This window comes from Arthrobacter sp. CP30 (genome assembly GCF_053470025.1).
Genome location: NZ_JBQEMM010000004.1, coordinates 231,444 through 252,144 on the forward strand (window position 1 = coordinate 231,444; position 20,701 = coordinate 252,144).

A 20,701-nucleotide genomic window follows, 5' to 3' on the forward strand; every position below is an offset into this window, starting at 1 on the left:
GACCCATGCTTGATGTTGGAACGGCAACACCGGGAAGGCTGACCATGGGGCAGGCAGAACGCACACAGGAACGACCAGACATCGCAGCGCAGGCTTCTGCCCGCTACGGCTCCAGGGGTGTTCCTGCCGACTGGTTCCTCGATCCCGCAGATCCGCTCGCCGGCGATCGCTACCGGGCGGGCTCGCTGTCCACGCTGGAGGACCAGGCCACCGCCTTCCTCGCCGCCCACGAGGCGCTCGCCGACCTCCCGGACATCGAGGAGGGTCCCAGCAGCCTGCTCGTCCTGCCGACCCCGGGTCCCGCCACCTCTCCTGTCCTTCCGGGCGTCCGCGAGGACGCCACGCCGTCGGCCGCACCGGCAGCCCGCCCCACCTGGATCGGGCTTCCCCTCGCGCCGGGCAACGTCGACGACGACGGCGAGCTGTCGTGGCAGGCAGACTCACTGTGCGCGCAGACCGATCCCGAGGCGTTCTTCCCCGAGAAGGGCGGCTCCACGCGTGACGCCAAGAAGGTCTGCGGGTCCTGCATGGTGAAGTCCGAGTGCCTGGAGTATGCCCTGGAGAACGACGAGCGCTTCGGCATCTGGGGCGGTCTCTCGGAGCGCGAGCGCCGCAGGTTGCGGAAGCGAGCGGTCTGATCCGGCACAACCTCCGCGTCACCGCCGTTGTCGTAGCCCACAACGGTGCCGAGTACCTTCCGGAGACCCTGGAGGCACTTGAACGCCAAAGCCGCCCGGCCGACTTCTGCGTCGGCGTCGACGCCGGATCAACGGACCGCTCCGCCTCGATCCTGCAGCTCGACCTGCCGGTCGGGAGCCCCGTGGTCGGCGCCCCGGCGCGAGCGGGCTTCGGCACGGCCGTCCGCTCGGCGGTCGCCGAGATCCCCTCCCGCCCGTCCGGTGTGGAAGCCGATGACGACTGGCTCTGGCTGCTGCACGACGACGCGGCCCCGGAACCGGATGCCCTCGCCGAGATGCTGCTCGCCGTCGAGCGCGCGCCGTCCGTGACGGTGGCGGGGGCGAAGCAGGTCGCCTGGGACGATCGACGCGAGCTGGTCGACGTCGGACTGTCCATCAGCAGATGGGCGGAGCGCCTGACCCTGATCGACGTGGACGAGCATGACCAGGGCCAGTACGACGCCCGCAGCGATGTCTTCGCGGTGAACTCCGCCGGCATGCTGGTCCGCCGCGACGTCTGGGACGAGCTCGGCGGCTTCGATCCCGCACTCCACGGCGTGGGCGACGACGTCGACCTCTGCTGGCGGAACCGCCTCGCCGGTCACCGCGTCGTCGTGGTGCCCTCCGCCACAGTCCGCCACGGGGTCGCGAGGCCCCATCCCGTCTCGACGCCGCACGCCGCACGCTCGGCCGAGGTGTACCTCAGGCTCAAGCACGCACCGTTCTGGGCCGTTCCCTTCCTCGCCGCCGGCGCCGTACTCGGCGGCGTGGGACGATTCCTGCTCGGCCTTCTGGCCAAGGACCCGGCGCATGGAGCAGGGCAGCTGCTGGGCAGCCTCGCCGGCGTCTCGCGGCCCGTCCTCCTGTTCCGTTCGAGGCGCTCCGTGGCCCGCACGCGGCGTCGGCCCCGTTCCATCGTCAGGCCCCTGATCACTGCGCGTCGCGACGTCTGGTCCCATCGGAGATCGGTTCTGGACGCCTTCACGTCGCGCGGTGCCGCCGGCGGTCAGCAGGCGCCCCAGCACCTGGAAGAGTACGTCCCGTCGGGCGACAGCAATGACGACTTCGCCGCCCTCGCGGCCCCTGCGAGGCCCTGGGTGGGCCTGGGAGCGGTGGCCGCCGTGGTGCTGCTGCTCGTCACGGCGTTCGTGGGCCTGCACAGCCTGATCGGTGCCCCGGCGCTGGCCGGCGGCGCCCTGCTCCCCGTCGCGGCGACACCGGGTGCCGTCTGGGACAGTGCGACGTCGTGGTGGACGGTCCTCGGCACCGGCATGGCTGCCCACGCGTCCCCGTTCGCGTTCGTGCTGTGGCTGCTGTCCCTGCTCGCGCTCGGTTCGGCCAACACTGCCGTGGTGGTCCTGGTCGTGTGCGCCTTGCCGCTCGCGGGCCTCTCCGCCTGGTTCGCCGCCGGCGGGCTCACGAGGTCACGAGGGCTCCGGCTGTGGGCGGCGCTGCTCTGGGGCGCCGCGCCGACCCTGCAGGTGGCGCTCGGCAGTGGCCGCCTCGGTGCGCTCATCGCGCACATCCTGCTGCCCCTGGCGCTCCTCGGGGCGGTCCGGGCCGTCGGCGCCGCGCTGGGGTCGCGTCCTGTTCCGGAGGGTGTCTCCGCGCCCGGGACCGGCGGGGTCCGCAGCTGGACCGCCGGGGCGGCGACCGGTCTGCTCCTGGCGCTCGCGACGGCGTCCGCCCCTTCACTGATTCCTTTCGTGGCCGTCGGACTGGCCTGTGCGCTGCTGATCGGACGGCGACGGACCCGCACGCTCTGGTGGGCGCTGCTCCCGATGGTCGCGCTGCATCTGCCCTACGTGCTGTCGGCGATCGGTGATCCCCGGGGGCTGCTCGGAGATCCCGGCGTCCCCACGCCCTTCGAGGCGGCAGCGCCCTGGCAGCAGCTCCTCGGGTTCCCCGTGGACTTCGACCCGATGCTGCCGCTCGCCGGAGCGGATCTCCTCGGGCAGGGTCCCTGGGCCCTCGTCGCGGCTGTCCTGATCGGTGCACCGGTGGTGCTCCTGGCCGCGGCCGCCCTCTTCCTCCCGGGGGGACGCGGCACGGCGGTCCGGTGGTTCTGGGTCCTCGCGGTGCTGGCCTTCGCGCTCGCGGTGGCCTCGTCCGCCCTGCCCGTGGCCGCCGGTGCGACCAGCCTGATCGGGATCTTCCCCGGACCGCTGACCTCCGTCCTGGTCCTGTGCCTGCTCGCTGCGGCCCTGTCGGGCCTGCCCGGGCGGCCGGACGACGTCGTTCCTCCGCGCCAGGAGTCTGCACGACGCCGCCGCCTCGCTGCTGTCGCGGGAGGGCTCGCCCTCGCTGTCGGGCCCGCACTCAGCCTCGGGCTGTGGCTCGCCCCGGAGCTCGCGGGTCCACCCGCCGGCGTCGTCGAACCCGTCGTCATCCCGGGCAGCCCCACCGAGGCGGCGCCGCTGCCCGGGCCGGGCACCACCGCCTTCGGCACCGCGCTCGGCCTCGAATCCGCAGCCGAACGTCCGCTGCCCGCCACTGCCTCGGACCGCGGGACCGGGGCCGACCGGACGCGCACGCTGGTCATCACGGTCGACGACGACGACACGGTGGGCGCCTCGCTGATGCGTGGTGCCGGGACGACCCTGGACGCGCTCAACCCGCTGTACGCCGCGAGGGACCTGCAGGGTGGCGGCCCCGTCACCGTGCGCGAGGACAGCGCGTCGGCACGGATCCTCCGCACGAGCGTCGCCATGATCGTCGGCGCCACCGGCGCGGATCCCCGGAACGACCTGCGGGACCTGGGAGTCGGCTTCGTGGTCCTCCAGCAGTCCGACACCGCAGGAGATTTCCTGAGTGCCCGGATCGACTCCGTGCCCGGCCTCACGGCCGTGGGGGACACGGATTCCGGCCGGCTGTGGCGTGTCACGCCCGCCACGCTCGAGGACGGGACCGAGGATGCCGGCGGCAGCACGGCCCGTGTCCGGGTGCTCGACGCCGACGGACTCACCCTTGCCGCGGTACCCTCCGGCCCGCTCCAGGCAGAAGGCGTCATCGATCCCGGGCCCGCGGGCAGGACGCTCGCCATCGCGGAGGAGGCCGATCCGGGGTGGCAGGCGACGCTCGACGGTCGACCGTTGGAGCGCTCGTCCGATGGCTGGCGCCAGTCCTTCGCGCTGCCGGCCGAGGGCGGGGACCTCCGGGTGACCTACGCGAGCCCGTACCAGCCGTGGTCCGAAGCCGTCCAGGCCGTCGTGATCGGCCTGACGCTGCTCCTTGCGATCCCGCTCCCGACGAGGCAACCGGTGACGAAGACCCGGAGCGCGCGCGGCGCCCGGAGGAATTCCGCCCGCCCACCGGTGGACGGACGCCCCGGATCCCGACCCGCGGACCGTGACGCCCGGACATCCGACGGCCAACCCGACGGCGACGGTGCGGGACGCGATGACGACAGGGTCCAGCCGGTGGCCAGTGGAAGTGGGTCCGTGTGATGTGGGGACGCAAGAGGCAGGCCGCGCCGACAGGCGACGCTCGCTCGGGAAGTGATGCGCAGGCTCCTGGCGGAAGGACCGAGGATTCAGCAGCGGACCGCCCGCCAGCGGGCACCGGGGCGACGGCCGCGTCGACGATCCCGTCGTCTGGTGCGGCGGTAAACGGCACTGCCACTGATCCTGCAGCCACCTCCCCTGACCGTGTCGCGTCCGCCGTCGAACCCGTCGCCGAGCCCGTCGCCGAGCCCGTCGCCGGGCCCGTGGGGCGCGTTGATGACGCCGTCGAGCCCGTCGCCGACCGTGACCCTGACGCCCCCGATGCTCCGGAGCTCCCCGTCGTCGAGCCCCGGACCGTTGGAACCCCCTCCCCACCGGTCGACTCCGCGGTGGCCGCGCGCGCCGTCGCCCGGGACAGGGCGGCAGGAACCGGCACCGCCGCCGGTCGCCGGGCCCGACTCGGGGTCGCTGCAGGTGCCGCGACCGGCGTCGTCCTGCTGGCCGCGACGGCTGGCATCGCGTCCGGCGCCGTGGGAGACGTGCTCCCGCGTCCCTCGGCGCAGACCCTGGCCGTCCCGGCCGCTGCGGTGCCCGCGGGCGACTACTCGGCCGTCTGCCCGGCGCCGCCCCGTCTCCTCGAGGCGACGGTGGACGGCGGCGATCCGCAGTTCAGTCCGGCGTCCTCGACCGCGAAGACCACGGCGTCGGGCCTGGTGCTCAGCGACCTGAGTGCCACCGTGACCGGAAGCGGACTGGTGCCGGTGGGCGGTGAGGAGCCGCTCGCGCTCATCCAGCCGTTCGCGTCGGAGTCCTCGCAGGTGGGCGACGCGCCCGCCAGCAGCGGTGAGGACGGACTCACGACCCGGATCGCTGGGACGGTGGGCGCGGTGGCGGTCGACGCACCGTCGGTCCTCCGGGCCCAGCCCCAGGGTGGGCTCACGCCCGTCGCGGCGGCGACCACCACCTACTCGGCGAAGGACGGCGACCTGCGCGGCCTCGCAGCCACCGCGTGCCAGGTGCCGTCGAACGATTTCTGGCTCATGGGGGCGTCGACGACGGTGGGGGAGACCTCCGTGCTCACCCTCACCAACCCGACGGTCACCCCCGCGACGGTGACTCTCGAGCTGTTCGGACGGGAGGGCCCCATCGATGCGGCCGGCCTGCGCGGCCAGCTCGTCGCCCCCGGCGAGACACGGCAGGTCGTGCTCGCGGGACTCGCCGGCAACCAGGACCATGTTGCACTGCGCGTCCGCAGCGACGGCGGACGCATCGCCGGCATCATCCAGCAGAGCGTGCTCCGCGGACTCACGCCCGGCGGTATCGAACTGCTGTCACCGACCGCCACCGCCGGGGTCACGCAGGTGGTACCCGGCGTCGTCGTCCAGGATCCGGACACGGCCCGGCGCATCCGCGAGCAGGAGGGCTACGCGACCGCCGCCCCTGAGCTCCAGGTGCTCGTCCCGGGGTCGAGCGACGCGGTGCTCGACATCAAGGTGTACGGCCCGGACGGGGAGGTGCCCCTGCCCGACGGCGGTGTCGCGACCGCCGCTGCCGGCTCCGTGACCACGGTTGAGCTCGCCGCGTTGCCGGAGGGCAACTACACGATCGCGGTGACCGCGGACGTCTCCATCGTCGCCGGTGCGAGGGTCACGCGCGGCATCGACGACGGCGACGCGGTCGACTTCGCGGGAGCGCGCTCGGCCGTACGGCTCGGTAGCGACCATGCCGTGGCCCTGGCCGAAGGGGTCGACACCGCTCTGGTGCTGGGGGCACCGACGGGCAGGGGAGAGGTGACGCTGACGCCCGTCTCGGCCGACGGCGCGCTCGGTCAGCCGATCGTCATCGGCATCGCCGGGGGTACCTCGATCACGGTGCCCTCGTCCGCGCTCGGCGCGACGGCGGCGGGAGTGGTGATCAACGCGACGGGCGATCCGGTGTACGGCGCGCAGGTCATGACGACGCGGGGCGCCGTTGCAGGGCTCTCGGTCGCGAGCGTCGCACCCAGTGCCAGCGGACCGCTGAGCATTCCCGTGGAGCTGGGCTACTGACCGGGTGATCGCGCACGGAAGCGGTCCTGGTGACGCCCTCCGGGTGCGGCGGGGGACCCGCGTGCCGGCGGAAGCGGTAGCCGGGCGCCGGTGGACTCAGGCCTGCGAGCGCCCGTAGGCCGGGTCCACGGCTTCGGGAGAGAGACCCATGAGTTCCGCGGTCTGCTCCACCACGACATCGTGCACCAGCTCGTTGACCGGCATGAGCGACTTGGCAGCCATGAGGACCGGGTGCCGGTAGATGGTGATGACGGCGGGCCGGCCGGGAGCGGCCGGGGTGCACGAGCCGAGCAGGTCCTTCAGCTCGTCGGCGGTCATCTCCTCGAGGCCGTCCGGGATCTCCTGCACCACGATCTGGAGGTCGTGGATACGCTCGCCCCACAGCCGCTCGAGTCGCTGCGCGGACTCCATCACCCAGTCGTCGAACTGCTCGGACCGGGAGCGTGATCCCGGGAGGTGGGGCGGGAGCAGCGTCCCGCGCATCCCACGGCCCCGCCGGTTACGGCGGCGTTCGTAGAAGGACCTCGCGGGACGTCCCTCGGCGGACGACGGATCGGTCAGATTGACCGAAAAAGTGGGCTCATCCTGCATGTAAAGACTCTAAGCCTTCGATCACGGGCCCGCACTCCATCGGTCGGCGGACACCGGGCGGGTGCGCCGGTGGCGGCCGATGATCTCGCAGGCCGGTAGGCTTGCCGATCGTGGGATCACTCCGTCAATGCTCCAGATCAGCCTGCCAGCGGTCGGCGGTTGCCACTCTGACCTATGTCTACGGTGACTCCACCGCCGTCCTCGGCCCGCTGGCCACCTACGCCGAGCCGCACACGTACGACCTCTGCGCCATCCACGCTGAACGACTGACCGTCCCGCGCGGATGGGAGGTCGTCCGACTGACCCTTCCCGATGCCGTGCCCGAGCACAATTCGGACGATCTGCTGGCGCTCGCGGACGCCGTCCGCGAAGCCGCGGCGGAGCCAACCGCCGAGCCGGCCGTACCCCAGCAGCGGGGCAGCAGGGCCCCGATGGAACCGCCCGCGGGCGCCGGTCCCCGCCGCGGCCACCTCAGGATCCTCCGGGAGCCCTGAGGCAGGTCCCGCGGTCGTCGGACAAGGAGTCCGTCGATTGAGGCCGTCGGAAGGCCCCGCGGTAGAATCGACGGAGTGTCTCCATCCCCGAGCGAAAGCTGAACCATGGCGCATCTCCCAGCACGGCTGCTCGACGTCCTCCGGTGTCCCGTGACGGGCGCGAAGCTCATCCAGGACGGTGACGTGCTCAGGTCGGCTTCGCCGGGGCCCGACGGCGAGACCCCTACCTACGGGCTCGACGAAGGCATCCCGGTGCTTCTCCGCGCCGAACTACTGGACGGTGCCGCCCGCTCCTGACGACGGAAGCATCCCCGTGAGCAGCACGGCCCCGCACACTCCGAACCACAGCTAGGAACCGCAGACCATGACGTTCGACTTCAAAGTTGCCGACCTCTCGCTCGCCGAGGCGGGGCGCCACCAGATCCGCCTGGCGGAACACGAGATGCCGGGCCTGATGGCCCTCCGCGAGGAGTTCGCCGACGCGCAGCCCCTCGCCGGCGCGCGGATCGCTGGTTCGCTGCACATGACCGTGCAGACCGCCGTCCTCATCGAGACGCTGACCTCCCTCGGTGCCGAGGTCCGCTGGGCCTCGTGCAACATCTTCTCGACGCAGGACGAGGCCGCCGCAGCCGTCGTCGTCGGAACGGGCACCGCGGACGAGCCCGCCGGCGTCCCCGTGTTCGCCTGGAAGAACGAGACCCTCGAGGACTACTGGTGGACCGCCACGCAGATCCTCACCTGGCCCGGCCAGGCGCAGGGACTCGGCCCCAATATGATCCTCGACGACGGCGGGGACGCGACCATGCTGGTGCACAAGGGCGCGGAGTTCGAGGCACTCGGGGCGGTTCCGGCCAACCCGCAGGAGGGCGACGCCGACTACTCCCACGAGTACACCGTCTTCCTCGACACCGTCCGCTCGACCTTCGAGTCGGAGCCGCACAAGTGGACGACGATCGCCGCCGGCATCAAGGGCGTGACCGAGGAGACGACGACGGGCGTGCACCGCCTGTACCAGCTCGCGGCCCAGGGCAAGCTCCTGTTCCCGGCCATCAACGTCAACGACTCCGTGACGAAGTCGAAGTTCGACAACAAGTACGGCATCCGCCACTCGCTCCCCGACGGGCTGAACCGGGCGACGGACGTGCTCATCGGTGGCAAGGTCGCCGTCGTCTGCGGCTACGGTGACGTGGGCAAGGGCGCAGCCGAGGCGCTGCGTGGCCAGGGCGCCCGCGTCATCGTCACGGAGATCGACCCGATCTGCGCACTGCAGGCGGCGATGGACGGCTACCAGGTGACCACGCTCGAGAAGGTCCTCGACCAGGGCGACATCTTCATCACCACCACGGGCAACAAGGACGTCATCATGGCGCGCCACATGGCGGGCATGAAGCACCAGGCGATCGTCGGGAACATCGGCCACTTCGACAACGAGATCGACATCGCCGGGCTCGCCCGCATCTCCGGGGTCGAGAAGATCGAGATCAAGCCCCAGGTGCACGAGTGGGTCATCCCGGCGAACGAGGCCGAGGGTGTCGAGCAGCACTCGATCATCATGCTCTCGGAGGGTCGGCTGCTGAACCTCGGCAACGCGACCGGCCACCCCTCGTTCGTCATGAGCAACTCCTTCGCCAACCAGACCATCGCGCAGATCGAGCTGTACACGAAGTTCGAGCAGGATGACGCCGAGGGCAAGCGCGAGTACGAGAACGAGGTGTACGTCCTGCCGAAGATCCTCGACGAGAAGGTCGCCAGGCTCCACCTCGACGCACTCGGGGTCGAGCTGACGGAACTCACCAAGGGCCAGGCCGAGTACCTCGACATCGATGCCGCCGGGCCGTACAAGCCGGAGCAGTACCGCTACTGATCGCCGGATCCGTCCGGCGTATCGACGGGTCGGCAGCCGCCGGAGTCCGAGGGCTCTGGCAGCGGCCGAATCGTTGTCGGAAACGGGCCGGTACCTGCGGAACCCGGCAGCGGCCGTCGCGTAAAATCGCTGGGGGCAGCTACGGTGAGGGGCACACGCATGCGCATGAAACAGGAGTCCGGCAGGGATGCGGCACGCCGTAAGGGCTGGAAGGTCGCGGCGATCGGCGCTGCCGCGGTCGTGGTGATCGGCGGTGGCGTGGGCATCGCCACGGCGTCGCCCTGGGACGACGGGACGCCGTCGTCCTCGTCCGGCCCCTCGTCAGCACCTTCGTCGACATCGCCCACCTCGGCCGGAGCCGGTGCCGATCCCACGGCCGGCACCTCGCCGAAGCCCGCCGACCCTTCGGTGACCACAGCAGCCCCGGCACCGGACGCCGCGCAGCTCATCGTCGGTCTCACCCCGACCGATCAGGCCTACTCCGTGAATCCGGCCACCGTCGCCGCGATCACCGTCACGGGTGGCACCCTGGAGGCGGTCGAGCTCGTCCCGCGAGCGGGCGGAACCGCTGTCGCCGGCGAGATCTCCGCGGAGGGCGGCTCCTGGACGGCGACCGAGCGCCTCGCCTTCAACACCGAGTACGTGTTCTCCTACACGGTCCGCGACTCCGCCGGCCGGTCCCAACGGCAGACCTCGTCCTTCGTGACCGTCGAACCCGCCAATGAAGCGGATGCCGCGATGTTCCCGCGTGACGGCAGCACCGTCGGCACCGGCCAGCCGCTCGAATTCACGTTCAGCGAGCCCGTCGTGAACCGGGCCGAGGTGGAGAAGGCCATCACCGTGACGAGTACGAGCGGCCAGCCGGGCGCCTTCTACTGGATCTCCGACACCAAGGTCCGCTACCGGCCGGAGACCTTCTGGGCCCCGAACAGCACCATCACGGTCACCGCGAACCTCTTCGGTGTCGACCTCGGCAACGGCATGATCGGCAACGGTGACACCGCCATGACGGTGAAGACCCACAACACGCGGCTCGCCGTCGTCGACAACGCCACGAAGACCATGAACGTCTACCTCGACGGGACGCTGGACCGCACCTTCCCCGTGACGCTCGGCACCGAGGACTGGCCGTCCACCGAGGGCTACATGGTGGTCATGGAACACTACGAGTCGACGAGGTTCACGGCCGAGTCGATCGGGTTGAAGCCGGGCGATCCCGCCTACTACCCGCCGACGGTGGTGAACCACGCCAGCAGGCTCAGCCTGGGCGGTGCCTTCGTGCACGAAGCGCTCCCCGCCGCGCAGGTGGCGCTCGGCAGCATCAACGTCTCACACGGCTGCATCGGCATGTCGCCCGAGGGCGCCGAGTACTTCTACAACACCTTCGGCCCGGGCGACGTGGTGCAGATCCTGAACACCGACTACGGACCCATGTACGTGTGGGACGGGTTCGGCGACTGGAACGTCCCGTGGAATGAGTGGGTCAACCAGCCCTAGGACCCGTCCACGGTCCTGCCGGAAGGCTCCGCGCGCTCGCCGAACGGCAGCGTGTGGAGCCTTCTCGCTGTCGCCTCCGCCCGCTCGCGCTGGCGCAGCATCGAGGCGTAGTCCCGGTCCCGACGCGCCGCGATCACGGCGTGCACGAACTCCTCCGGGTGCGTGTCCGACGGCGGTGCCGGGGAGACGTGGTGGCTCGCCTCGGCTGCCAGGTCGAGTGCGAGGGTGTGCCGCGCCTGCGGGGTCAGTTTGGGCGCCTGGGAGAGGAACTGCGACATCCGGCGGGCGAGGGCATCGGGCAGCCGCCCGATGTCCGCGGTCGCCGACCACTCCTGCAACCGCGGCGGCGTGACCGCCAGGGCACGTGGCCTCGCGACAACCCGCTCCCGCATGGCGTAGGTCCCGGCCAGGAGGTCACCGATCCGCTTCGAGCGCTCGTTGAACAGCGAGACGAGGAACGCGAGCGAGCCACCCAGCATGTAGATCTCAAGGATCGCCAGCATGCCCCGGATGAACGCGTGCCGGAAGCGGATGGCCCCGCCGTCGTCGCGCACGATCCGCAGCCCCATCACCAGCCGACCCAGCGACTTGCCGCGCGTCAGGGTCTCCACGGTCACCGGCACGACGACGAGGAGCATGACCACGAGGACGAGCAGCAGGGCCGTGGTCAGCGCCTCGTCGAGCACACCCCCGAAGACGTTGCCCACCAGGAGGACCAGGAGGATCGCGACGACGAACTGGGCGATGATGTCGATGAGCACGCTCAGTCCCCGCGCCGCGAATCCTGCCGGCTTCAGTTCGAGGACGACGGCCTCCCCGGTGACGACCGAACTCATGACTACCCCCTGATCACCGGCCGCGGACGCGGCGTGTGCACCCAGCCTAGCGGCGCCGCCGACGGCGCCACCGTGCCCTCGCCGGCGACCCCCTGGCCCGCGCGTCCGCGGGCTATAGGGTGGGCGCATGGACGTTGACGCATTCATCGCCGTGCACCGCAGCGACTGGCAACGCCTGGACGACCTCGTGCGTCGCCGGCGGCTCGACGGGGCCGAGTCGGACGAGTTGCTGGTGCTCTACCAGCGCGTGTCGACGCACCTGTCGATCATCCGGTCCGTCGATCCGGAGAGTGCGCTGTCCGGTGCGCTCTCGACCCGGCTCTCGCGGGCCAGGACCCGCTTCACGGGTGCCCGCTCGAACGTCATGGAGGACGTGGCGCAGTTCTTCGTCATCTCCCTGCCTGCTGCCTTCTACCGCATCCGCTGGCTCACCGCCGCGGTGGGCGTGATCTTCATCGCCGTCACGTGGCTCTACGCCGCCTGGGTGGTGAACACGCCGGGCGTCATCCCCGCGCTCGGGACGGACGAGGACCTCCGACAGTTCGTCGAGGAGGACTTCGTCAACTACTACTCCGAGAACCCGGCGGCCTCGTTCGCCGGGCTGGTCTGGACCAACAACGCCTGGATCGCCCTGCAGGCCGTGGCCTTCGGCGTCACGGGGATCTGGCCTGCCTTCATCCTGTACCAGAACGCCCAGGGCATCGGTCTGGCCGCGGGCATGATGGCCTCCTACGATCGGCTCGACGTCTTCTTCGTCTACATCCTGCCGCACGGCTTCATGGAGCTCACGGCCGTCTTCATCGCCGCCGCCGCGGGCCTCCGGATCTTCTGGGCGTGGGTGGCACCCGGCCGTCGGCCCCGCTCCGCCGCCCTGGCCGAGGAGGGGCGCGCCCTGATCACGGTGGCGCTCGGGCTGGTGCTCGTGCTCCTCGTCTCGGGCCTCGTCGAAGGTTTCGTGACACCGAGCCCCCTGCCTGCCTGGCTCCGCCTCGGCATCGGGTTCCTCGTCTTCGCCGCCTACTGGGCGTACACGCTGATCCTGGGACGACGGGCCGTCGCGGCCGGGCACCGCGGAGACCTCGGCGTCGTCGACCGGGGAGACGCCGTCATCACCGCCTGATCCCACCGCAGTGGAGTGCCGGGGAGTCTCCGGGCCGCGCGCGGGCATGCCCGGTATGGTCGGATGACGCCGACCGAGTGCCGGCGGGCATCGAACGAGGAGACAGCGCAGTGGCAGAGACCGAGAGTACCCGAGCAGCGGCCGGCGAGCGGCGACCGGACCACGACGACGCCGGGGCGGGTCTCGGCACCGACGAGGCCTCGTCCGCGGCCGGCGATGACCGCAGCGCCGGTCCCGGTGCCGACGATGCCTCGTCCACCGGTCCGCGTTCCGGCCCCACCGATGCATCGGTGTCCCACTCCGGCGGGATCGCCCAGCGTCACACCCTGCCCATGCGGAGGGCGTCGACCATGCCCGACGTCCCGGGCAGCCACGACGGGGAGGCGGAACGCGAGCGGGCGTCCGGTATCCCCGTTCCGGCTGATGCGTCGGCCATGGACGCGTCCCCGTCGACAGCCGTCACTCCGACCGTCGATCCTGCCGGCGAGGGAACGTCGTCGGGCGACGCCCCACGGGAGGGGCCGCCGGCTGACGACCGCCACACGGCCGGCGGGACCGGCGTCGCTCCGACCGCTGCAGGGGCGGCGGCAGGGTCCATCGCCGGTGCATCGACGGCCGCGGGGTCGCCCGCAACCGGGTCGCCTGCGACCGGGTCCCCGGTCGCCGGGTCGTCTGCTGCAGGTCGGACCGTGAGCGGCTCGTCCGACACGGGCCGTGCATCGACGGCTGCGGCACAGCCTGCACCGGACGATTCGCCGGACAACTCGCCGGACGACTCGCCGGCCGGTCGGGAGCGGCCCCGATCCAGGGTCGAGCCCACGACCGACACCGGTGCGCTGTCGGTCCGGCCACCGGACGAGGACGTCGCCCGCCGGGCCGCGGTCCGGGACCAGGCCGTCTCGGCGAAGCCGGCCCTCCCGCGCTTCCTGCAGGTCGTCGTCGCCCTGTTCTTCCCCGTCATCGTCGTCGCTGCCGCCGTCCGCGCCGTCGCGACGTCGTCCTTCCTGTGGCTCGAGTACAACCGGCCGGGGTTCCCCGCCGACCAGTTCGGGTTCTCGCTCGACGATCGGATGACGTACGGCTCCTACGCGCTGGACTACGTCCTGAACTTCGCGCCGCCCCGCTACCTCGGCGGGCTCGTGACGCCCGAGGGGGAACCGCTGTTCCTCGAGTCGGAGGTCGGGCACATGGCCGATGTGAAGGGGGTCCTCGGGCTGTCCTTCTTCATCGCGCTGGTGATGTTCGTCCTGGCCGTGATCGCGTGCGTGTATCTCGCCCGACGGTACAAGGGCGGCATCAGGCGAGCGCTGTTCTCGGGGGCGGTCCTGACGCTGGTCGGGATCGTCGCGCTCACGGTGCTGGCGGTCATCGGATGGCAGACGTTCTTCACCCAGGTGCACGCCCTGTTCTTCGCTGACGGGACGTGGACGTTCCGGGTCGACGACACGCTCATCCGCCTGTTCCCCGAACAGTTCTGGACCGATTCGGCCGTGACCATCGCGGTCCTCGTCCTCGCGGCGACGATCCTCACGCTCGTGGCGACGTGGCCGACGAAGGCGCGCCGTGATCGCTCGATGCTCGCCCAGGACTCCGCCCAGGCCAGGTACCGCGAGGCGCTGGAGAAGTCCTGACCCGTCGTCCTCGCCGGACGTGGCACGCCGCGTGCCGGACCCGGCCGGACTCCGCCGTGGACAGGGCGGACCCCTCCTTTCGGGGCCGCGGGCCCCGAAAGGGGGGTCAGCGCTTCGCGTAGAGCTCGTCGAGTGCTGCTGCGTGGTCGGCGACGACGGCGGCCCGCTTCAGTTTCAGCGTCGGTGTCAGGTGGCCCGACTCGACGGTGAACTCCGCCGCCAGGACCGTGAACCGCCGGATCTGCTCGGCACGTGACACCGTCGCATTCGCGGCGTCGACGGCGGTCTGCAGTTCCGAGCGCACCTCGGCGTCCCGTGCGGCTTCCTCGACGGTCAGTCCCTTTCTGCCGCGGCCCGCGGCCCAGCTGTCCAGTGCATCCCGATCGAGGCTGACGAGCGCTCCGATGAAGGGTCTGCCCTCTCCCACCACCACGGCCTGTGCGACCAGCTGGTGCTCCCGGAGCCTCTCCTCCAGCGGACCGGGTGCCACGTTCTTGCCGCCGGCGGTCACCAGGAGGTCCTTCTTCCGGCCCGTGATGGTGAGGAAGCCGTCCTCGTCGAGCGATCCGAGATCACCGGTACGGAAGTAGCCGTCCTCGGTGAAGGCCTCCGCCGTCGCCTCGTCGTTCCGGAAGTAGCCGGCGAAGATCCCCGCGCCCCGCACCTGCACCTCGCCGTCGTCGTCGAGCCGGACGCTCGTGCCGGGCATCGGGATGCCGACGGACCCGACGCGCGTGAGCGCCACCGTGTTCACGGTGCACGGCGCCGTGCTCTCCGTCAGTCCGTAGCCCTCCTGGATCATGATGCCCGCGCCGCGGAAGAAGTGTGCCAGGTGCTCGCTGAGCGGGCTCGCCCCCGACACGGTGTAGGTGACCTCGCCACCGAACACGGCGCGAAGCCGCGGGTAGAGGATGCGGTCGAACAGCGCGTGGGAGCCGCGCAGGAGGGGGGAGGGACCGCGACCGCCCCGACCGCGCGCATCGAGGGCGCGTGAGTAGGCGACGGCGGTGCGCTCGGCCGCAGCGAAGAGCCGGCCCTTGCCGGACTCCTCGGCCCGCTGGGCAGCGATCGCGTGGATCTTCTCGAAGATGCGGGGGACGGCGAGGAGGAACGTCGGCCTGAACGTCGTCAGGTCCTCGAGCAGCTGGGCGGCCGACCCGGAATGGGCCAGCGTGATACCGCCGGTGAAGCAGACCACCTGGACGGCACGGGCCAGCACGTGCGCGAGCGGCAGGAACATGAGCGTCCGGGCGTTCTCCTGCTTGAGGAACTCCGGCAGGAACTCGAGGGTGTTGACGGCGAAGAGGGCGAAGTTGCCGTGCGTGATGACGCAGCCCTTGGGCCGTCCGGTGGTCCCGGAGGTGTAGACGATCGACGCGGCATCGGCCAGACCCCGCGAGGAGCGGGCGTCCTCGAGCCGTCCGTCGGCAACCGACGCACCGTCCGCCATCAGGGTGCCGAGCGTCGGGGTGGCAGGATCGACCTGCGCGTCGCCGTCGCCTTCGCCCGGATCGACGGCGCCCAGGGTCAGCCGGACGACGGCCGTCGTCTCCGTGCGGCCGCTGCGCGCCGCGGCGTCGAGGACGACCTCCGCCTTGGCCCGGTCCTCCACGAGCACGACGGCGGGCCGGGCGTCCTCGAGGATCCAGGCCACCTGATGCGCTGACGACGTCTCGTACACGGGGACCGTGACGGCTCCCGCGAACCAGATGGCGACATCGGCGAGCGTCCACTCGTACCGCGTCCTCGACATGACGGCGACGGCGTCACCCGGCTGGACGCCGTGCGCGATCAGGCCCTTCGCCACCGCGGCGACCTGCTGGAGGAAGGACGCGGCGGAGACGTCCGTCCACGTACCACCGGTCCGCCGTGCGTAGAGCGGGCGCTGCGGATCGGCGTCGTGCGTCCGCAGGAGCAGGTCCGTCACGTTGCCGGTCGGGGGGAGGTCGACCAGGAGGTCGGTGATGGCTTCGCGCACCAGGGCTCGCTTTCGTTCCGCAGGCAAGGGGAGGGGTCGGTCCTAGATCCAGCTGGGCAGCCACATGCGTGATCGCCACTGGTCGTAGGGGATGATCTCGGCTGTCCAGATGGGCAGGAAGTAGGCCGACAGCGCGACGGCCGCGGCCAGGAAGACCCCCACCAGCACGATACCCCGGCGGCGTCGGGCCGCATCCGCTCCCGGTCCCCCCAGGACCAGGCCGAGGCAGTACACGAGCGCCAGCACGAGGAACGGCTCGAAGGCGACCGCGTAGAAGTAGAAGGTGGTGCGCTCCGGATACAGGAACCACGGCAGGTACCCTGCAGCGACGCCCGTCAGGATGGCTGCGGCCCGCCAGTCGCGGCGGCCGATCCAGAAGAAGAGCAGGACCACGAGGGAGAGCGCGGCGCTCCACCAGATCAGCGGGTTGCCGAGCACGGTGACGGCCTGCGAGCAGGAGTCGGTGCCGCATCCGCCGGGCGTCTCGTAGAAGAACGACGTGGGGCGCCCGACCACGAGCCACGACCAGGCGCTCGCCTCGTAGGGGTGGTCGGAACCGAGGCCCTGATGGAACGTGTAGGCGCTGCGGTGGTACTCGGCGAGGGATCGCAGTCCGTCCGGCACCCAGCCCCAGCCATCGGCGGGGTTCGTCGCGGCCCAGGTACGGTCGTAGGCGTCCGTGGAGCGGAACCATCCGGTCCAGGTGGCGAGGTAGGTCAGCAGCGCGACCGGCACGAGCGACACGAAGGCGAGCAACCCGTCCTTCAGCGCTCCGCCGAGCACCCAGTGATGCACTCCGGCGATACGCCGGGCGCTCATGTCCCAGGCGACGGTCAGGAGGCCGAAGGCCGCGATGAACGGGATCGCCGACCACTTGGTGCCGAGCGCCAGGCCCAGGCAGATACCGGCGGCAACCCGCCACGGACGCAGCCCGAGGAACGGTCCGTAGGCGAGGTGCCGCGGGGCGGGGACGCCGTCGTCGCGCTGTCCTGCCAGCGAGGCGAGGCGGCGCGCGAGGCGCCGTCGTCCGTCGTCGCGGTCCAGCAGGAGCGCGGCGAAGGCGAGCAGGAGCCAGAAGCTCAGGAAGATGTCCAGCAGCGAGGTCCGGGACTCGACGAGGTGGTGACCATCCACGGCGAGCAGCAGCCCCGCTGCGCTGCCGAGCAGGGCCGAGCCGAACATGCGCTGCGCGACCAGGGCGAGCACCAGGACCGAGAGGGTCCCCACGAGGGCGGCCGAGAAGCGCCACCCGAAGGCGTTGTCGGAGCCGAACAGGAGCATCCCGAACGCGATCATCCACTTCCCCACCGGCGGATGGACCACGTAGTTGGGGGAGTCGAGCAGGACGTCGGGATTCCCCGCGTTGAAGGAGTCGTTGGCGTCCTCGGGCCACGCGCGCTCGTAGCCGGACTGCAGCATCGAGTAGGCGTCCTTGACGTAGTACGTCTCGTCGAAGACCAGGGTGCCGGGCTCGCCCAGGCGCACGAACCGGAGGACGCCGCCGAGCAGCGCCATGATCAGGGGCAGGATCCATCGGTGCGCCCCGCCGGGCGCCGCGAGGCCGAGGAGCCGGCTGCTCAGCGCGCCGTACCCGAAAGCAAGAGCCGGGGGCCTGACCCACGAGACGCCGCGGTGCGGAGAGTCCTCTCGGGGACGGACGGCGGTAGGGCTCACCCTGTCATGCTACCGGCGGTGCCTGCACGCTCCCGGCAGGCCGGGAGGTGCGGAGGACACCGCGGCATCTCCCGTCGTGGTGCGTCCCGCGGCGGCACCGTCAGGGCCTCTGCGGTGCGGCTAGGCTGGGGCCGTGAACCAGCCATACGACGACTCCGTGTCCGACCCGTCCGACGACGCCACCGAGGGGATCGCCGTCGACACCGCCCGGGACGAGACCGGGCAGGAGTCCGCCGGAGCTGGCGCCGACGCGCAGGAGGACGTGCAGGAGGAGCCTCAGGGACAGGACGACCAGGACGACCAGGACGACGACGCGCGGCCCGACGACGGGACCACCGTGGCCCGCGCGCCCATCACCGCGTACCGCGGTACGGCGGGGGACGGAAGCGGCCGCGGTCGGATCGTGCTCGCCGCGACCCCCATCGGCAACATGGGCGATGCCACGGAGCGCCTGATCGGCCTGCTCCACACTGCCGACGTCGTCGCAGCCGAGGACACGCGCCGTCTCCACCGGCTCGTCCAGGCGCTCGGCGTGACCGTGACCGGGCGGGTCATCAGCTATCACGAGCACAACGAGGTCGAGCGCACCCCGGAGTTGCTGGACCTCGTGCGTGACGGCGCCACCCTCCTCATGGTGACGGACGCGGGCATGCCCTCCGTCTCCGATCCGGGCTACCGGCTCGTCGAGGCCGCCGTCGCGGAAGGGCTGGACCTGACTTCCGTGCCCGGAGCCAGCGCGGTGCTGGCGGCGCTCGCGCTGTCCGGTCTGCCGACGGACCGGTTCTGCTTCGAGGGCTTCCTCCCGCGGAAGCCGGGCGTGCGGGCGGGCCGGCTCGCCGATCTCGCCAGTGAGCGCCGCACCATGGTCTTCTTCGAGGCACCGCACCGGCTCGAACCCATGCTGCGGTCCCTGCAGCAGGCTTTCGGATCGGACCGTCGGGCCGCCGTCGGGAGAGAGCTCACCAAGGTGCACGAGCAGGTGGTGCGTGGTCCGCTCCTGGAACTGCTGCAGTGGGCCCAAGCCGGTGAGGTACGCGGCGAGGTCGCCGTCGTCGTGTCCGGCGCTCCCGAGACGGCGCCCACCAGGCCCGAGGACCACGTGGGCAGTGTGAATGCGCTGATCCAGGGCGGGATGCGGCTGAAGGACGCGGTGGCCGCCGTGGCCGCGAACGGACAGGTGAGCAAGCGGGAGCTGTACGCCGCCGTGATCGCCGCACGCTGAGCTCTGTGCATTCGTCCAAAGGAAGTGCCCCAGCGGGGTGCAGCCTCCACTGGACACCCCTCCGACGCCAGGTCTAGCGTGAGCGGGAATGCCCCTCGTGGCATACCCACCCACCGTCGCGAAGGAGAACCAGCATGGCCGTCACCGCCGACCAGGAGAAGGCAGTACTCGACAAGGTGCCCACGGGGCTCCTCATCGGCGGACAGTGGCGGGACTCCTCGTCCGGGGCCACCTTCGACGTGGAGGACCCCGCGACCGGCAGGACGCTCCTGACACTGGCCGACGCGACGCCGGAGGACGGCATGGCCGCGCTCGACGCCGCCGTCGCAGCACAGGCCGAGTGGGCACGCACGGCACCGCGTGAGCGCGGGGAGATCCTGCGGCGGGCCTTCGACCTCGTGACCGCGAGGGCGGACGAGTTCGCCCTCCTCATGACACTCGAGATGGGCAAGCCGCTGGCCGAGGCACGCGGTGAGGTGACCTACGGCGCGGAGTTCCTGCGCTGGTTCTCCGAGGAGGCCGTGCGCGCCAACGGCCGCTACTCGATGGCACCGGACGGCAGGTCACGACTGCTGGTCAGCAAGAAGCCGGTGGGCCCATGCCTGCTGATCACCCCCTGGAACTTCCCGCTGGCCATGGCCACGCGCAAGATCTCCCCGGCCATCGCCGCCGGCTGCACCATGGTGCTCAAGCCCGCCAACCTCACGCCGCTGACGTCCTCGCTCTTCGCGACGGTGCTGCAGGAAGCCGGGCTCCCGGACGGGGTGCTCAACATCGTGAACACCACCACGGCCGGTGACGTCACCGGGCCGCTCATCGAGGACCCGCGCCTGCGCAAGCTCTCCTTCACGGGGTCCACGCCCGTGGGACGCAGCCTGCTGGCTGCCGCGTCGAAGAACGTGCTCCGGACCTCCATGGAGCTCGGCGGCAACGCCCCGTTCCTAGTGTTCGAGGACGCCGATCTCGATGCCGCGGTGAACGGCGCCATGCTCGCGAAGCTCCGCAACATGGGGGAGGCGTGCACGGCGGCCAACCGCTTCATCGTCCACGAGTCCGTCGCGGACCGCTTCGCCGAGGCGCTGGCCGCGCGCATGGGGGCCGTGACCCCTGCCCGTGGCACCGAGGACGGGTCGACCCTCGGTCCCCTGATCGACCGCAGGAGCCGCGACAAGGTGCACGAGCTCGTGTCCTCCGCCGTCGGCGACGGGGCGACGGCGGTCACCGGTGGCAGCCCGATCACGGGTGACGGCTACTTCTACGAGGCCACCGTCCTCACCAACGTGTCCCGCTCCTCGCGCATCCTGAAGGAGGAGATCTTCGGGCCGGTGGCCCCGATCGTCACCTTCAGCACCGAGGACGAAGCCGTGGACCTGGCGAACGACACCGAGTACGGCCTCGTTGCCTACGTGTTCACGAAGGACCTCAACCGCGGACTGCGCATCGGCGAGCGGCTGGACACCGGCATGATGGGCCTCAACGCCGGGGTCGTCTCCAATGCCGCGGCTCCCTTCGGCGGTGTCAAGCAGTCCGGGCTCGGCCGCGAGGGCGGCGCAGAGGGCATCGAGGAGTACCTGTACACCCAGTACGTGGGTATCGCGGACCCGTACGCGTCCTGACTCCGCGCTC

The 20,701-nt window shown here is 71.3% G+C and carries 15 protein-coding genes; 11 read left to right on the top strand and 4 right to left on the bottom strand.

Annotated elements, in window-relative coordinates:
* Positions 1 to 44: 44 nt before the first annotated feature.
* From ACTIMO_RS07925 to ACTIMO_RS07935, 3 genes are all read left to right on the top strand, one after another.
* Positions 45 to 638 (top strand): WhiB family transcriptional regulator, encoded by a 594-nt coding sequence (locus ACTIMO_RS07925; protein WP_082471426.1) that lies wholly within the window; start codon positions 45 to 47, stop codon positions 636 to 638.
* Positions 638 to 4,123 (top strand): glycosyltransferase family 2 protein, encoded by a 3,486-nt coding sequence (locus ACTIMO_RS07930; protein WP_448182107.1) that lies wholly within the window; start codon positions 638 to 640, stop codon positions 4,121 to 4,123. Before ACTIMO_RS07925 ends, ACTIMO_RS07930 begins: the two co-directional genes overlap by 1 nt.
* A gap of 260 nt (positions 4,124 to 4,383) precedes the next feature.
* Positions 4,384 to 6,168, top strand: a complete 1,785-nt coding sequence (locus tag ACTIMO_RS07935; RefSeq protein WP_448182049.1) for a DUF5719 family protein — start codon at positions 4,384 to 4,386, stop codon at positions 6,166 to 6,168.
* Positions 6,169 to 6,264: 96 nt separating this feature from the next.
* On the opposite strand, the gene ACTIMO_RS07940 is transcribed toward ACTIMO_RS07935, so the two are convergent.
* A complete protein-coding gene (locus tag ACTIMO_RS07940) occupies positions 6,265 to 6,759 on the bottom strand; it encodes a metallopeptidase family protein (RefSeq protein WP_055770225.1) in 495 nt (164 codons plus the stop codon).
* 110 nt (positions 6,760 to 6,869) lie between these two features.
* On the opposite strand from ACTIMO_RS07940, the gene ACTIMO_RS07945 reads away from it, so the two are divergent.
* The 4 genes from ACTIMO_RS07945 to ACTIMO_RS07960 all read left to right on the top strand — a co-directional run bounded on the left by ACTIMO_RS07945 (position 6,870) and on the right by ACTIMO_RS07960 (position 10,614).
* A complete protein-coding gene (locus ACTIMO_RS07945) occupies positions 6,870 to 7,253 on the top strand; it encodes a DUF3499 domain-containing protein (protein ID WP_055770817.1) in 384 nt (127 codons plus the stop codon).
* A gap of 105 nt (positions 7,254 to 7,358) precedes the next feature.
* Positions 7,359 to 7,550, top strand: a complete 192-nt coding sequence (locus ACTIMO_RS07950; protein WP_055770227.1) for a hypothetical protein — start codon at positions 7,359 to 7,361, stop codon at positions 7,548 to 7,550.
* 67 nt (positions 7,551 to 7,617) lie between these two features.
* On the top strand, positions 7,618 to 9,117 hold the full coding sequence (gene ahcY, locus ACTIMO_RS07955) for an adenosylhomocysteinase (RefSeq protein ID WP_448182050.1): 1,500 nt from the start codon (positions 7,618 to 7,620) through the stop codon (positions 9,115 to 9,117).
* Positions 9,118 to 9,276: 159 nt separating this feature from the next.
* Positions 9,277 to 10,614: an Ig-like domain-containing protein gene (locus ACTIMO_RS07960; protein WP_448182051.1), complete on the top strand. Its 1,338-nt coding sequence runs from the start codon at positions 9,277 to 9,279 to the stop codon at positions 10,612 to 10,614.
* Here ACTIMO_RS07960 and ACTIMO_RS07965 read toward each other — a convergent pair.
* Positions 10,611 to 11,450, bottom strand: a complete 840-nt coding sequence (locus ACTIMO_RS07965; RefSeq protein ID WP_448182052.1) for an RDD family protein — start codon at positions 11,448 to 11,450, stop codon at positions 10,611 to 10,613. The genes ACTIMO_RS07960 and ACTIMO_RS07965 overlap by 4 nt on opposite strands.
* Before the next feature lie 127 nt (positions 11,451 to 11,577).
* Between ACTIMO_RS07965 and ACTIMO_RS07970 the strand changes: the two genes are divergently transcribed.
* Positions 11,578 to 12,570: a stage II sporulation protein M gene (locus ACTIMO_RS07970; RefSeq protein ID WP_055770238.1), complete on the top strand. Its 993-nt coding sequence runs from the start codon at positions 11,578 to 11,580 to the stop codon at positions 12,568 to 12,570.
* A 110-nt stretch (positions 12,571 to 12,680) separates the two neighbouring features.
* On the top strand, positions 12,681 to 14,201 hold the full coding sequence (locus ACTIMO_RS07975) for a TIGR01906 family membrane protein (RefSeq protein ID WP_448182053.1): 1,521 nt from the start codon (positions 12,681 to 12,683) through the stop codon (positions 14,199 to 14,201).
* 106 nt (positions 14,202 to 14,307) lie between these two features.
* On the opposite strand, the gene ACTIMO_RS07980 is transcribed toward ACTIMO_RS07975, so the two are convergent.
* Together ACTIMO_RS07980 and ACTIMO_RS07985 are read right to left on the bottom strand one after the other, a co-directional pair.
* On the bottom strand, positions 14,308 to 16,179 hold the full coding sequence (locus tag ACTIMO_RS07980) for an AMP-dependent synthetase/ligase (RefSeq protein WP_448182054.1): 1,872 nt from the start codon (positions 16,177 to 16,179) through the stop codon (positions 14,308 to 14,310).
* 42 nt (positions 16,180 to 16,221) lie between these two features.
* Positions 16,222 to 17,694 (bottom strand): dolichyl-phosphate-mannose--protein mannosyltransferase, encoded by a 1,473-nt coding sequence (locus ACTIMO_RS07985; protein ID WP_448182108.1) that lies wholly within the window; start codon positions 17,692 to 17,694, stop codon positions 16,222 to 16,224.
* A gap of 496 nt (positions 17,695 to 18,190) precedes the next feature.
* On the opposite strand from ACTIMO_RS07985, the gene rsmI reads away from it, so the two are divergent.
* On the top strand, positions 18,191 to 19,075 hold the full coding sequence (gene rsmI, locus ACTIMO_RS07990) for a 16S rRNA (cytidine(1402)-2'-O)-methyltransferase (protein ID WP_448182109.1): 885 nt from the start codon (positions 18,191 to 18,193) through the stop codon (positions 19,073 to 19,075).
* 134 nt (positions 19,076 to 19,209) lie between these two features.
* Positions 19,210 to 20,691, top strand: coding sequence for an NAD-dependent succinate-semialdehyde dehydrogenase (locus ACTIMO_RS07995; RefSeq protein ID WP_422391522.1), 1,482 nt, complete (start codon positions 19,210 to 19,212; stop codon positions 20,689 to 20,691).
* Positions 20,692 to 20,701: the final 10 nt, after the last annotated feature.